14 protein-coding genes and 1 pseudogene are annotated in these 12,711 nt (G+C 72.2%); 9 read left to right on the forward strand and 6 right to left on the reverse strand.

The genetic code is table 11. The features are described 5' to 3' along the window. The first annotated feature begins 43 nt into the window (after positions 1-43). Positions 44-514: a winged helix-turn-helix transcriptional regulator gene (locus OG736_RS08270; protein ID WP_327181869.1), complete on the forward strand. Its 471-nt coding sequence runs from the start codon at positions 44-46 to the stop codon at positions 512-514. Between the two features lie 199 nt (positions 515-713). On the opposite strand, the gene OG736_RS08275 is transcribed toward OG736_RS08270, so the two are convergent. From OG736_RS08275 to OG736_RS08290, 4 genes are all read right to left on the reverse strand, one after another. Beyond that, a complete protein-coding gene (locus OG736_RS08275; RefSeq protein WP_327181870.1) occupies positions 714-1,436 on the reverse strand; it encodes a hypothetical protein in 723 nt (240 codons plus the stop codon). Between the two features lie 111 nt (positions 1,437-1,547). Further along, a complete protein-coding gene (locus OG736_RS08280) occupies positions 1,548-2,264 on the reverse strand; it encodes a cupin domain-containing protein (protein ID WP_327181871.1) in 717 nt (238 codons plus the stop codon). Continuing rightward, positions 2,258-3,187 carry a DUF6807 domain-containing protein gene (locus OG736_RS08285; protein WP_327181872.1) on the reverse strand — a complete coding sequence of 310 codons (930 nt, stop codon included), beginning with the start codon at positions 3,185-3,187 and terminating at the stop codon, positions 2,258-2,260. Before OG736_RS08285 ends, OG736_RS08280 begins: the two co-directional genes overlap by 7 nt. Further along, positions 3,184-4,398 carry a Gfo/Idh/MocA family protein gene (locus OG736_RS08290; protein WP_327181873.1) on the reverse strand — a complete coding sequence of 405 codons (1,215 nt, stop codon included), beginning with the start codon at positions 4,396-4,398 and terminating at the stop codon, positions 3,184-3,186. Before OG736_RS08290 ends, OG736_RS08285 begins: the two co-directional genes overlap by 4 nt. Positions 4,399-4,823: 425 nt before the next feature. Here OG736_RS08290 and OG736_RS08295 point away from each other — a divergent pair, with 425 nt between their 5' ends. The 6 genes from OG736_RS08295 (at position 4,824) to lnt (ending at position 10,267) form a co-directional block, all read left to right on the forward strand. Further along, positions 4,824-5,699 (forward strand): undecaprenyl-diphosphate phosphatase, encoded by an 876-nt coding sequence (locus tag OG736_RS08295; protein WP_171395963.1) that lies wholly within the window; start codon positions 4,824-4,826, stop codon positions 5,697-5,699. A 171-nt stretch (positions 5,700-5,870) separates the two neighbouring features. Next, positions 5,871-6,050 carry a hypothetical protein gene (locus OG736_RS08300; RefSeq protein ID WP_142269239.1) on the forward strand — a complete coding sequence of 60 codons (180 nt, stop codon included), beginning with the start codon at positions 5,871-5,873 and terminating at the stop codon, positions 6,048-6,050. A gap of 141 nt (positions 6,051-6,191) precedes the next feature. Then, positions 6,192-7,160, forward strand: a complete 969-nt coding sequence (locus OG736_RS08305) for a YhjD/YihY/BrkB family envelope integrity protein (protein ID WP_327181874.1) — start codon at positions 6,192-6,194, stop codon at positions 7,158-7,160. 169 nt (positions 7,161-7,329) lie between these two features. Continuing rightward, entirely contained in the window at positions 7,330-7,863 is a 534-nt protein-coding gene (locus tag OG736_RS08310; protein WP_327181875.1) for a GNAT family N-acetyltransferase, read from the forward strand. Positions 7,864-8,015: 152 nt separating this feature from the next. Next, positions 8,016-8,486 carry a nuclear transport factor 2 family protein gene (locus OG736_RS08315; RefSeq protein ID WP_327181876.1) on the forward strand — a complete coding sequence of 157 codons (471 nt, stop codon included), beginning with the start codon at positions 8,016-8,018 and terminating at the stop codon, positions 8,484-8,486. Between the two features lie 209 nt (positions 8,487-8,695). Further along, a complete protein-coding gene (gene lnt / locus OG736_RS08320; protein ID WP_327181877.1) occupies positions 8,696-10,267 on the forward strand; it encodes an apolipoprotein N-acyltransferase in 1,572 nt (523 codons plus the stop codon). On the opposite strand, the gene OG736_RS08325 is transcribed toward lnt, so the two are convergent. Then, the gene (locus tag OG736_RS08325) at positions 10,185-11,096 is read right to left on the reverse strand and encodes a Gfo/Idh/MocA family protein (RefSeq protein WP_327181878.1); all 912 of its coding nucleotides are present in this window, start codon (positions 11,094-11,096) and stop codon (positions 10,185-10,187) included. The two genes, lnt and OG736_RS08325, sit on opposite strands and share 83 nt — an antisense overlap. A 199-nt stretch (positions 11,097-11,295) precedes the next feature. On the opposite strand from OG736_RS08325, the pseudogene OG736_RS08330 reads away from it, so the two are divergent. After that, a pseudogene (locus OG736_RS08330) lies at positions 11,296-11,400 on the forward strand (mycothiol transferase); the annotation flags it as partial. 156 nt (positions 11,401-11,556) lie between these two features. After that, positions 11,557-12,006: a hypothetical protein gene (locus OG736_RS47255; protein WP_442817162.1), complete on the forward strand. Its 450-nt coding sequence runs from the start codon at positions 11,557-11,559 to the stop codon at positions 12,004-12,006. Between the two features lie 73 nt (positions 12,007-12,079). Here the strand turns inward: OG736_RS47255 and OG736_RS08335 are convergent, their stop codons facing one another. Next, positions 12,080-12,580, reverse strand: a complete 501-nt coding sequence (locus OG736_RS08335) for a hypothetical protein (RefSeq protein ID WP_327181879.1) — start codon at positions 12,578-12,580, stop codon at positions 12,080-12,082. Positions 12,581-12,711: the final 131 nt, after the last annotated feature.

Raw genomic sequence — 12,711 nt, forward strand, 5'->3', positions numbered from 1 at the left:
CGACATCGATTTGTTTTTCCAACCCTCCCCTAGACTGGCCGTCATGGCCGCCTCCAAGAACCCGCGCCCCTGCTCGATCGCCGACGCCCTCGCCCTCGTCGGCGAGAAGTACTCCCTGCTCGTCCTGCGGGAGGTGTGCCTGGGCAACGCCCGCTTCGACCAGCTGGTGCGCAACATCGGCGCCCCGCGCGACATCCTGGCCACCCGGCTGCGCCGCCTCGTCGACGCCGGGATCCTGACCAGGCGTGCCTACAGCGAGCGGCCGCAGCGCTTCGAGTACCGGCCCACGCAGGCGGGGCTCGAACTGGAGCCGGTGCTGATGACCCTCATGGCATGGGGCGACCGCCATCTCCGCGAGGACGACGACCGCCCCATGGTGCTCACGCACGTCTGCGGCAACGAGCTGGCCCCCGTGGTCACCTGCGCGGCCTGCGGCGACCAGGTCCGCCACGAGGACGTGAGCGCCCACCCGCAGGCTCCGGGCTGGACGGTGGCGGGCCCGTCGGCCGCCTGAAGCCGCACCGCGCTGACGACGAAGGGGAGCTGAGGGCACCGTGCTCGCGGGCCGTGCCGGTGACGCCGGAAGCGGGAAGCCGGGCCCCGCGGCGGGTCGAGGTCACCGTGGCGCGCGGTGACCCGTCCTGCCCGCTGAGAGCACGGATCACCGATCCGGAGCGCGAACGCACCCGCGGACACCGGTCACGGGAGGGCCCTCAGGCACCCAGCTTCCGGATCTGCGCGGTGACCAGTTCGGCCGGCACCTCCGCCGCGGAGCCGGTGCCGGCGGCGGTGTAGAACAGCACCACCGTGGCGCCGCTGCGCACGACCACGAACGCGTCCGCGCTGTCCCCCCGGGTCTCCAGGCCGAAGGCGACGGCCTCGTCGCCCGCGTCGGGGGCGGTGGCCGCCTTGGCGGTGGTACGCGCGGGCACGCCCCCCTCGTAGGCGGTGCAGTTCTTCAGGGCGGTACGGAGGCCGTCGAGGATGCCCTCCGCGTCGGACTGGTCGTAGGCCATGAGGCCGATGGTGGTGGCGGAACCCGCGGTGGGGCCGGCTCCTCCGAAGGCGAGGAGGCCGACGAACGCCTTGGGGCCCGGGTCGGGCGAGGCGGTGCGCATGTTCTCCAGCGGCTGGCAGTCCGCGGGCCGGGCGGTGGAATCGCCGTCGGGCTTCACGGGGAAGTCGGTGATCTGGTAACCGTCCACGTCCCCGCCGACCAGCGCGGCGGACTTCAGCTGAGCCTCGCCGAGCGGTTCGGCGGGCGCCTGCGACGCGGCAGCCGAGACCGACGCCGATCCGGACCCGGATCCGGATGAAGAACCTTGTGCCGCCGCGGAATCCGTGGCCTTCGCGTCGGAATCGCCGCTGCCACCGCCCCCGCACCCGGCCACCAGCACCGCTGCGCACAGGGCCGCTGCCGTCACTCTGATCCGCACCCGCTCACTCCCCGCTCTCGACATCGTTCGATTGGATCATTCCGGCGGGGAAGCCGCAGGAGGACCACGGAAACTACGCCAGCCGGTCCCCTGTGCGCTGATGACCCGGGGCTATGGCAGCGCGTACACGTCCAGCCACCCGCACATCCCGAACTTGCCCTGGGAAGAGGGCTGTTCGGCCCGGACGGCGGCCTCGGCCAGGTAGGACACATCGCCGTCCGAGAGCCGGTCGAGCTGCTCGCCCGTGGCCTGCGCGGCCGCCCGCGCACCGCGGAGCCAGCGCTCACGCCACTCGGCGAGCCGGGGCTCCACCAGCGCGGCGGCGGACCGGTGGAAGGCGGCCAGGGCGGCCGGACCGTCCGCCGCCTCGCGCAGCGCGCGGTAGCCCTCCAGCGCGAGGTCGCGCCGGGCGCGGGCGATGCGGGCCTGCTCCTCCCGGGGAGCGTCGGCCGGGATCACGGTCGCGGCGGCGTACGTCCCCGGGTCGGTGAGGTACTCCGGCGGCAGGGTGAGCACGGCGTCGCCGGCCTCCGGCAGCCCGCTGTTCTGCATCAGCACGGTGATGCGCAGGTCGCCCTCGTCGACCAGTCGGTGGACGGTGCCCGGCGTGAACCAGGCGACCGTGCCGGGTGCGAGCGGCGTGACCCCGTACCCGGAGGCCGTCAGGGTCTGCACCGCGCCGCGCCCGCCGGTGACGACGTATCCCTCCGAACACGTCAGGTGCATATGCGGAGTTCCGCCGTGCAGACCGTCGGCGGCGGGCCAGTCGTACACGCGCAGGTGCGAGACGGCGACCCCGCCGGGCAGTCCCCCGTACCCGCTCACCACGGGTGTGCCTCCAGGTACTTGGCGATCTCCTCCCGCTCCCAGGCACCGTCGGCCACCACCACGCGGTAGCGGCGGGTGAGCGTGTCGCCGGGGGCGAGCTCGAGCTCGTCGAAGAAGGACCAGGACGGTGCGATGCCCGCGAAGGGCTCGTTGCGGACGAACCAGTGTGCGGGGTGGGCCCCTCGGGCGCCGGAGTGGTCGTTCTCGGGGGCGTGCGCGAAGACGACGGTGGCGTGACCGTCGGCGCCGTCGTGCTCGCCGGAGAGGGCCAGCCAGGGGCTCTGCGAGGCCATCAGCCCGGGGCCCTCACCGTCCGGGCCGATGATCCGACCGTCACGGAAGGCGCGCGGGCCCCGCCAGAACAGGCCCGTGTATCCGGCCAGTTCGCGCCCGGCGGTGGTCGGGCTGCCGAAGCGGAGCGGCTCGTCCCTGCGGTTGGTGACGGCGCTGGTCCAGGTCAGCGCCCAGGAACCGGCGTCCGGGTCGACGTCGTGCACCTCGATCCGGCGCGCCTCGTCCGCCCACAGCTCGCCGCTGTGCGGATGCCAGGTCAGCCGCTCGGCGATGACGACCCGGCCGCCGACCACCGACACCTCGTCGAATCCGACGTGCGCCATCGAACCGACCCGCTCGGGGAGCTCGAGATACCCCTCGCCGTGCACGTACGAGTTGCCGCCCCAGAGGTTGGCACCCGAGAGGTGCGAGGCGGTCAGCGACAGCCCCTTGTGCCAGCGGTGGTCGTTGGGCCGGTAGTCGGTGACGACGTCACCCGCGAGGGTCCGCAGCGGGTGGATGTACGGCCTCGGCGCCTCCCACGCCGCCTCGGGCCGGTAGACGTAGGCGAGCAACTCGACGCCGGTGGCCGGATCGGTCACCGTGACCCGGTCGCCGTGCGCGTGGACGAGCCGCAGGTCGCCGCTCACGCGGGCACCTCCGCGTTCGTCTCCGCGCTCGCGTTCGTCCCCGTACCCGTCTCCGTCTCCGTCTCCGTCGCGACCGTGGCCGGCGCCCAGCCGGGGGCGCCGCCGTGCAGGGCCGTGTAGTACGGGTCACCCGGCCCGATCTCGCCCCGGCGCACCGTCGTGTCGGTGAAGGCCGACTTGTACAGCGCGCTGATCAGCTCCAGGCTGGTGCGCCCGTCCGCGCCGCTGCTGCGCGGCCGGCGGCCTGCGCGCATGCTCGCGACCAGTTCGCGCAGCTGCGCCAGGTGCGAGCTCGGGACGTCGGCGCCGAAGTCCTGCCAGGCCGCCGTCAGGTCGCCGGAGACGTCGGGGGCGGGCGTGATGTGCCAGTTGGCGTTGGAGTGACCGTAGAGGTGGGTGAGTTCGACGGTGGCGCGCTCGCAGTCGATACGGATACGGCTGACCTCGTCGGGACTCAGGACGCTGTTGACGACCGTCGCCATGGCCCCGTTCTCGAAGCGGACCAGGGCGGTGGACACGTCCTCCGTCTCCACGTCGTGCACGAGCCGGCCGGCCATCGCGCGTACCTCGCTCCACGGGCCGAGGAGGTCGAGCAGCAGGTCCATCTGGTGGATGCCGTGGCCCATCGCCGGGCCGCCGCCCTCGGTCCGCCAGCGCCCGCGCCAGGGCACGGCGTAGTAGGCGGTGTCGCGGTACCAGGTGGTCTGGCAGTGCGCGACCAGCGGCCGCCCGAGGGCCTGCTCGGCGAGCAGCTGCCGCACGTGCCGGGCCCCGGATCCGAAACGGTGCTGGAAGACGATCGAGGAGTACGGACCCGCCGCCGCGCCCTCCTCCGCCTGCACGGCGTCGTAGTCGGCGAGGGTCGGCACCGGCGGCTTCTCGCACCACACCCAGGCGCCGGCCCGCAGCGCCGCCACGCTCTGCTCGCGGTGCAGGGTCGGCGGGGTGCAGATGGTCACCAGGTCGGGGCGCTGCTCCGCCAGCATCCGCTCCAGGTCGGTGTACGCGTGCGGAACCCCGCTCTCCGCGCAGAAGGCCTCGACTGCGGTGGCATCGATGTCAACGGCCGCCACGACCTCGGCCTCGCCCTCGGCGGCGAGCTGCTGGAGGGCGGGCAGATGGGAGCCGCGCCCGATCGCGCCGATACCGACGATGGCGGCCCGGACACGGCGGCCGGCGAGCGCGGCAGGCAGCGGAGTGGATGGGGGCATGGGCGGATCAGCACTCCTCCGACGTACGGCCGAACGGCCGGGCGGGCCAGCAACCGAGGGGGAAGCGTGCAGTACCTGCACACAGCAAGCGCTTTCCCATCGGCAGCAACGTATGCGGCGGCCGGGCGGCCGGTCAACCATGGGGACACCTGTCCGGCGTACCGATCCGCACGTGAGCCGCCTGTGGGCGGGTACTGCGGGGCCGGGCGCGTGCGCGTCGCGTGAGGGTTTTCTGTTGCTCGCGGGGAGGGGACGGGTGCCGTCGGTGCGCGAGCCCGCGTGGCGCCTGCGAAACCCCTGTGCCGGGCCTGTCGTCCGGGAACGCTACGCTTCCCCCGGCACACACCTGATCACCTGATCATCGCGCGCGACGGGCCGACCGTCGCCGTCGCCCTCTCCGATCGGCACTTGGACTCCGTAACCTCATGTCTTGGTTTGAATCCCTCATCCTCGGACTCGTCCAGGGGCTGACCGAGTTCCTCCCCGTCTCCTCCAGCGCGCACCTGCGGCTCACCGCGGCGTTCTCCGGCTGGAAGGACCCCGGCGCCGCCTTCACGGCGATCACGCAGATCGGCACGGAAGCCGCGGTGCTGATCTACTTCCGCAAGGACATCGGCCGGATCATCTCGGCGTGGAGCCGATCGCTGTTCAACAAGACGTTGCGCAAGGACCACGACGCCCAGATGGGCTGGCTGGTGATCGTCGGCTCGATCCCGATCGGTGTGCTGGGCGTCACGCTCAAGGACCAGATCGAGGGCCCGTTCCGCGACCTGCGGATCACCGCCACGATGCTCGTCGTCGTCGGCATCGTGATCGGCATCGCCGACCGGCTGGCGGCCCGCGACGAGACGGGCGGGAAGCACCGCGCGCCCAAGCAGCGCAAGAACCTGGAGAACCTGGGCGTCAAGGACGGCCTGATCTTCGGCCTCTGCCAGGCCTGCGCCCTGATCCCCGGCGTCTCGCGTTCCGGCGCCACCATCAGCGGCGGCCTGTTCATGGGCTACAAGCGCGAAGCCGCGGCCCGCTACTCCTTCCTGCTGGCCATCCCGGCCGTACTGGCCTCCGGCGTCTTCGAGTTGAAGGACGCGGTCGAGGGCGGTCACGTGGCGTGGGGGCCGACCATGTTCGCGACGGTGATCGCCTTCGCGTCCGGATACGCGGTCATCGCCTGGTTCATGAAGTTCATCAGCACCAAGTCCTTCATGCCGTTCGTCTACTACCGCGTCGTACTCGGCATCGTGATCATCGCCCTGGTCGCGACGGGCTCGCTGAGCCCCCACGCGGCGGAGTCGGCGGGCTGACCGGTACCGCTCCGCTCCCCCGTGGGGCTGCGCGCCGCCGCACGGATCGGCCTTCTCGCCCGAACCAGCCGGAGAGCCAACAGAGTTGATCGATCAGCCGTGACCAAGCCCATAACCGAGCGCGTAGCCGTCCGGTAGCGCAGTGTCAGTGCTTGCGCCTAGGCTTGGCTCATGTCCCCCAACTCTGTGCCCTCTGGTTCCGTGCGGTCCGCTGCCGAGTTAAATGAGCGGATCAGGGCCCTTTGGCTGCGCGCGGGCGGTTCGCTCTCCGCCCAGGAGCGTGCGGAGTACGAGCTGCTGGTCGTGGAGTGGGCCATCGCGATCCGAGGCGAGGTCGTCAAGGCGGCCTGAGCCCCGGACTCCCCTCCCCTTCCGACCTTCCTCCCCTGCTCTCCCGTATCACCCCGTACCGTCCCGTGTCGGGCCGTGTCGGGCCGTGTCGGGCCCGCGACTGTCCGTTACGCTCGCGTCGCCACACCGGTCACGATCTTCATGGAGGGCAGGACGGCGAGGATCAAGCGTGAGCGCCTCGTCAGAACGCTGACGTTCTGGCTGCGTCCCGCCTTCGCGTTGCGCGTCATCAACCGGTTTCAGAAGATCGTGGGCTTCGACCGGTCGATGGCCCTGGCTTCCAGCGCGTTGACCGCACTGGTCCCGCTCTCCATCCTCATCGGCACCGTGGTGAACAGCTTCGTGCACTACGACGCCGCGGAGCAGATCATCAAGCGCTACCACCTCACCGGCGCGGGCGCGACGGCTGTCAGTTCCCTCTTCTCCCCCGCGGAGGACAGCAGTGCGAGCGTGGGCGTCTTCGGAGCCGTGTTCCTGACGATCTCGATCCTCAGTTTCGCCCGGGCGGCACAGCGCCTCGTGGAACAGACATGGGAACTCAGCCCGCTCAGCGTGCGGAACACCCGTAACGGCCTGTTGTGGGTCCTCGGCCTGGGCGGCTACGCACTGTGCACCGCCTCGCTCACCGCGCTCCTCGGCAAAGGCGAACTGGGACTGGTCGCCGCGGTGTGCGAGGTGCCGGTGACCGCCGCGTTCCTCGTCTGGAGCGGACGGCTCCTGTCGGCGAAGCGGGTCGACTGGCGGGACCTCGTCCCCTTCGGCGTCACCGCCGCCGTCCTGACGGCGGCCTATTCGGTCGGCGCGGCCGTCTATCTGCCGCGTCTGTTCAACTCCTACGCCGCACGCTACGGCGTGGTGGGAGCGGTCTTCGCGATGATCTCCGCGCTCTTCGCCGCCATGCTGGTCATGGTCGGATCGTCGGCGCTGGGGCGCGAGGTGCGAGACGAACTCGACCGGATCCGTCAGGGTCACCGCCCCTCCGACCACGAGGTCCGCCGGCAGTGGGACACCGTGGTCGAGCAGACCCGGTCACGGTGGCGCACGGCGCGGGGACAGATCTCTCGCCGTCAGACCCAACAGACCCGAGAGACCAAGAACCCCGACCGCTGAGCACCCGGCAACGATCTGAACGGGGCCGGACGGGCCGGGACGAGGCCGGGGCAGGGCCTGTACGGGGCCCGGTCCGGGCCCGGACCGACCTGCCGACGTCACCGGCTCTCCCGGGCGCCGGTCACCGCCGATTACCGGTGCGGCTCCCGCCACGGGCAGGATGGTCACCATGACCGAGATCCACACCCCCCGCCTCCTCCTCCGCCGCTGGACCGACGACGACCTCGTGCCGATGTCCGAGATCAACGCGGATCCGCACGTCATGCGCTGGGTCGACGACGGGTCGGTTCTCGACCTCGAGCGGACGGCGGAGGACATCGAGCGGTGGGAGGAGGAGTGGGACGAGGAGGGCTTCGGACTCTTCGCCGTGGAGCTGCTCGGCTCGGGCGAACTGGCCGGCTTCACGGGCCTGTCCGTGCCCGAGTTCCTGCCTGAGGTCCGGCCCGACGTGGCGATCAGCTGGCGGTTCGGATCCCAGTTCTGGGGTCAGGGGTACGCCTCCGAGGCCGCCCACGCGACGCTGGAGTTCGCCCTCCAGGATCGCGGCCTCGACCGCGTCATCAGCATCAACCGGATCGGTGACGATGCCTCCGAGAACATCAGCCGCAAGCTCGGCATGACACCGGAGCGCGAGACGGTGCACCCGGTGCACCGCTTTGCGTTGCACATTCACGCCATCGACCTCACCGAGTTCGATGGGTGACTGAACCTCGTACGGAGACCGAGCTCTCGGTGGTGTTCGGGTCGTTCACAGCGCAGCAGCCCGACCGCACCTGTGTTCACGCGTGCACCGAATTACCGGATCGTTCCCGCACGGAGCTTGGCTGAGCAGCCCCCATGCCCAACACTCGGGCCATGACGCAGCGTGTGGAGCTCGCCGCAGTGATGGACCGGCTGGCCGTGGACGGGTTGGTCACCGACTATGCGGTGGCGGTCGACGACGGTGACTGGACGGCCTATCGGGAACTGTTCACGTCGGACGGGCGGGCGGACTACCGCTCGGCCGGTGGCATCGAGGGGGACGCCGGGAACGTCGCCTCATGGCTCGCGGAGACCATGCGGGTGTTCGCGATGCGGCAGCACCTCATCGTCAACCGCCAGGTGCGCTTCGGGGTTCTGGAGCAGGACACGGGCGACACGGCCCGGGTCCAGGCCGACTACGTCAACCCGATGCGGCTGGCCGCCCCCGGCCCCGACGACTCGGCGGCCGGTGCGCCGGACTTCGTCTGTGGCGGCAGGTACTCCTTCGGTCTGCTGCGGACCGACGACGGGTGGCGGGTGCGTGAGGTCGTCGTCCGGGAGAAATGGCGGCGACTGCCCGGCTGAACCGGAAGCGGCATCAGAGGCACGCGGCACAAAGCGGGAGGCGCCAAGCACGAGGCGGCAAGCGGAGGCGGAGGGCAGAAAGTACAACGGGGGAACGCGAAGCGGAAGCGGTAGGGCCTCGTGAGGGCCGGGCCGAAAAACTTCCCCTGTCGGAGATCGTCCGACGCGCGCACACTGGAGGCGCCCCTGAGCGGGTAGGGAGGTGCCGTATGAAGACGTTCGGACTGTGGCTCACCTCCCCCTGGCGGCGTACGACCGTCGCGGCTCTCGCGGGCGCGCTTCCCGTGCTCGCGTTCCCCGTGCCGGCCCTGTGGTGGTGGGCCTATCTCGCGCTCGTCCCGTGGATCCTGCTCGCCCGCTCCGCGCCGACGGGGCGGCGGGCCGCGTACGACGGGTGGAGCGGCGGGTTCGGTTTCATGCTGGCCATGCACCACTGGCTGCTGCCGAGCCTGCATGTGTTCACCCTGGTCATCGCCGCGCTGCTGGGCGCCCTGTGGGGCCCGTGGGCGTGGCTGGTCCGCCGGTTCCTCACCGCGGACGTGGTCCCCGGCCGCGGGCGGGTGTTCGCCGCGCTGCTGGTCCTGCCCTCGGGCTGGCTGGCGATCGAGCTCGTCCGCTCCTGGCAGGGGCTCGGCGGGCCGTGGGGCATGCTCGGGGCCAGTCAGTGGCAGGTGGAGCCCGCGTTGCGGCTCGCCTCCGTCGGCGGGGTGTGGCTGCTCAGCTTCCTGGTGGTGGCGGTCAACGTGTCGGCCGCCGTCCTGGTGTCCGTTCCGGCGTCCCGGGCCCCGGCCGTCGCCGGTCTCGTGGCCACCGCCGCCACGGCCTCGGCCGCGTGGATGTGGGCGCCGCGCCCCGACGCCGACGGGCAGGCGCGGATCGCCGTCGTGCAGCCGGGGGTGATCGACGGCCCCGACCGGCGCTTCGACCGCGAGGAGCAGTTGACCCGGCGGCTGGTCGGGCAGGACGTGGACCTGATCGTGTGGGGCGAGAGCAGCGTCGGCTACGACCTCGACGACCGGCCCGACCTGGCCCGGCGCCTGGCGGAGCTGTCCCGCGTCACCGGCGCCGACATCCTCGTGAACGTCGACGCCCGCCGCTCCGACCGGCCCGGCATCTACAAGAGCTCGATGCTCATCGGGTCCGAAGGCCCGACCGGCGACCGGTACGACAAGATGCGGCTGGTGCCGTTCGGGGAGTACATACCGGCCCGCTCCCTGCTCGGCTGGGCCACCTCCGTCGGCAAGGCGGCCGGCGAGGACCGGCGGCGCGGCACCGGGCAGGTCGTGATGGACGCCGGGCACGGGCTGCGCATCGGGCCGATGGTGTGCTTCGAGACGGCGTTCCCCGACATGAGCCGGCACCTGGCCGGGGACGGCGCGGACGTGCTGGTCGCACAGTCGTCGACCTCCTCCTTCCAGCACAGCTGGGCGCCCGCGCAGCATGCCTCGCTGGGCGCGCTGCGGGCCGCGGAGACCGGGCGGCCGTTCGTCCACTCCACCCTCACCGGCGTCTCGGCCGTGTACGACGCGAGTGGCCGGCGGGAGGGCTCGTGGCTGGGCACGGACGCGAGCACGACGGCCGTCTACGACGTCCCGCTCGCCGACGGCGTCACCCCGTACGTCCGCTACGGCGACTGGCCGGTCCACGGGGCCCTGCTGGTGCTGCTGGCGCTCGCGCTCACGGAGGGCGCGCGGACGGTCAGGCTGCGGCGGACTGCTCCCGCACCGCTCGTACCACCCGCTCGCACAGCTCATGAGTCGCCAGCGCGTCCCGGGCGCTGAGCACCTTGCCCGCGCGCACGGCGTCCAGGAAGGCGAGGACCGCCTGTTCGATGCCGCGCTGCCGGGCCACCGGCACCCAGTCGCCGCGCCGCCGCACGGTGGGCTGCCCCTTGTGATCGATCACCTCGGCGAGGTTGACGACCTGGCGCTTGGTGTCCTGCCCGGACACCTCGAGGATCTCCTCGTTGGAACCGCTGAGCCGGTTCATCACGCCGAGCGCGGTGAAGCCGGGGCCGGCGAGCTGGAGGACGACGTGGTGCAGCAGGCCGTCCTCGACGCGGGCGCGCACGGTCACGTCGTCGACCGGGCCCGGCGCGAGGAAGCGCAGCGTGTCCACGACGTGGATGAAGTCGTCGAGGATCATCGTGCGCGGCTGCTCGGGCAGACCGACCCGGTTCTTCTGCATGAGGATCAGCTCGCGCGGATGGTCGGCGCATTGCGCGTAGCCGGGCGCGAGTCGTCGGTTGAAGCCCACGGCGAGGGACACGTTCCGCGCTTCCGCGAGCGTGACGAGCCGCTCGGAGTCGGCCAGTTCGTACGCGAGGGGCTTGTCGACGTACGTGGGGACGCCCGCCTCCAGCAGTCGGGAGACGATCTCGGGGTGGGCGGCGGTGGGGGCGTGCACGAAGGCCGCGTCGAGGCCGGCGGCCAGGAGCGCGTCGAGGTCGTGGTGGCGCTGCTCGCGGGGCAGGCGGAGGCCGTCGGCGACCCGGTCGAGGGTGGCCGGTGTGCGGGTCTGGAGGTGGAGCTCGATCCCGGGCAGCGCGCCGAGCACCGGCAGATACGCCTTCTGCGCGATGTCGCCGAGTCCGATGCAGCCGACCTTCACGGGCGCTCCCTCGCTACCTGTCCCACACTGCCCGGCGGCCCACTGCCCGGCCTGCCCTGTACGGCAGCATACGGGGCACCTCCCCGACCGCCGTCCGCCGGTCCGCGAGGTGCGCGGACGCCGACCCGGAGGCGGCGCGCGGGGATCCCCGGGCGCCGCCTCCGGGTCGGCGTCCGCGTCGAGTGAAAACCCCGACGAGCCGTCCGGCCTGCGCTGGATCTACACCCACATGATCGAGGAGTACGCCCGTCACAACGGTCACGCCGACCTGATCCGGGAGCGCATCGACGGTCTCACCGGCGAGGGACGTCAGCGCGGGCGGGCCCGCTCCCTCGTACGGGGTACGAGATCACCCGTGCGGGGCAACCTCCGCTGCTCCGCTGTTGCTCGGGCGGGCGGAACCAGCAGAGTTGCGCGGGTGCATCGAACGACGACGACTACCGCAACGCTCCTGGTCACCGTGGCCGTCTCGGCCCTCGCGGGATGCGTGACCGTCCAGCGCCCGGCCGTCCCCGGTCCCGTCCTGGCACCGTCCCAGCCGTCCGTGCCGCGGCCGGAGGGACGGGCCGAGGTACAGGTCGTCCAGGCGCCCGCCCGGGAGGCGCTGGAGATGGTCGGGCCGTCCCGTGAGCCGGAACCGGATGCACCGACGGCTCCGGCACAGCGGCGGCGGACGGCGGCGCTGCCGGGGGCCGGCGGCGCCGGACAGCCGCCCTCGTCCCGCTCCCGCCCGCACCCCCGGCCGCCTCACCCGGAGGTCCGGCGGCACGCCCTGCCGCGCGTGGCGATCCCGGACATCGAGAAGGAGGTACGCAGGAACACCGACGTGTGCGCGCTCGGCAGGACGTACGGCGGATGGCAGGGCGACAGCCCGGAGGCGGCGATCTGCGAGCAGGCCTACGGGCGGTGAGGGTTCGGGTGCCGTGGCCGTGGGAGACGACCGCCCCGCCGGTCTCACCACTCCCACGACGGCCTCGCCGCTCTCACCACTCCCGCTCCCACTCCCCCCGTCCCTCCCACTCGCCTTCGTCTTCGCCCGGCCCCAGTCTCAGTTCCATCCGGCTGATCGCCGCCCGTACGCCGTCTCCGTAGCTGTCGTCCCTCAGCGCCACGGCCGCCGTACGGGCCCTGCGTACATGGGTGCGGGCGGCCTCGGCGCGGCCGAGTTTGACGTAGTCCGCCGCCAGGTTGAGGTGCAGCGACGGATAGAGCGCCCGCACCTCGACCGAGCCGACGTGCTCCTCCGCCGCCGTCAGCGCCCGCAGGTCCCACGCCAGCTCGTCCGAGGGGTCGTCGTGGGTGTCGGCCAGGTAGTGGGCGAGGGTGCAGCGGTGCAGCGGGGCGCCGCCCTCGCCGAGCTCCGTCCACAGGTCGAGGAGGCGGCGCCGGGCCTCCTCGCGGTCTCCCCCGTGGTGCAGCATCACGACCTGCCCGATCCGCGTCAGCAGGGCGTCCGGCACCGTCTGCCCCTGTCGCTCCGCCACCACGGCCTCCTTGCGTCGTTGCGACGACGCTAGCCGCCGGCATCCGCAATCCCGGTCAGGCGGCACCGTGCCGGTCCGCGGAGGAACCGGCGCGGCGGCACACGGCAGGTGCGGTCTCCCGAGGTCGGGCC

The sequence above is a fragment of the Streptomyces sp. NBC_01334 genome (genome assembly GCF_035983595.1).
GTDB lineage: Bacteria > Actinomycetota > Actinomycetes > Streptomycetales > Streptomycetaceae > Streptomyces > Streptomyces coriariae.

What these genes read in the sequence shown, in the direction of transcription:
- OG736_RS08295 (WP_171395963.1), top strand. Translation starts at nt 4,824, where the DNA reads ATGTCTTGGTTTGAATCCCTCATCCTCGGACTCGTCCAGGGGCTGACC.
- lnt (WP_327181877.1), top strand. Translation starts at nt 8,696, where the DNA reads ATGAAGACGTTCGGACTGTGGCTCACCTCCCCCTGGCGGCGTACGACC.
- OG736_RS08305 (WP_327181874.1), top strand. Translation starts at nt 6,192, where the DNA reads ATGGAGGGCAGGACGGCGAGGATCAAGCGTGAGCGCCTCGTCAGAACG.
- OG736_RS08290 (WP_327181873.1), bottom strand. Translation starts at nt 4,398, where the DNA reads ATGCCCCCATCCACTCCGCTGCCTGCCGCGCTCGCCGGCCGCCGTGTC.
- OG736_RS08300 (WP_142269239.1), top strand. Translation starts at nt 5,871, where the DNA reads ATGTCCCCCAACTCTGTGCCCTCTGGTTCCGTGCGGTCCGCTGCCGAG.
- OG736_RS08270 (WP_327181869.1), top strand. Translation starts at nt 44, where the DNA reads ATGGCCGCCTCCAAGAACCCGCGCCCCTGCTCGATCGCCGACGCCCTC.
- OG736_RS08310 (WP_327181875.1), top strand. Translation starts at nt 7,330, where the DNA reads ATGACCGAGATCCACACCCCCCGCCTCCTCCTCCGCCGCTGGACCGAC.
- OG736_RS08315 (WP_327181876.1), top strand. Translation starts at nt 8,016, where the DNA reads ATGACGCAGCGTGTGGAGCTCGCCGCAGTGATGGACCGGCTGGCCGTG.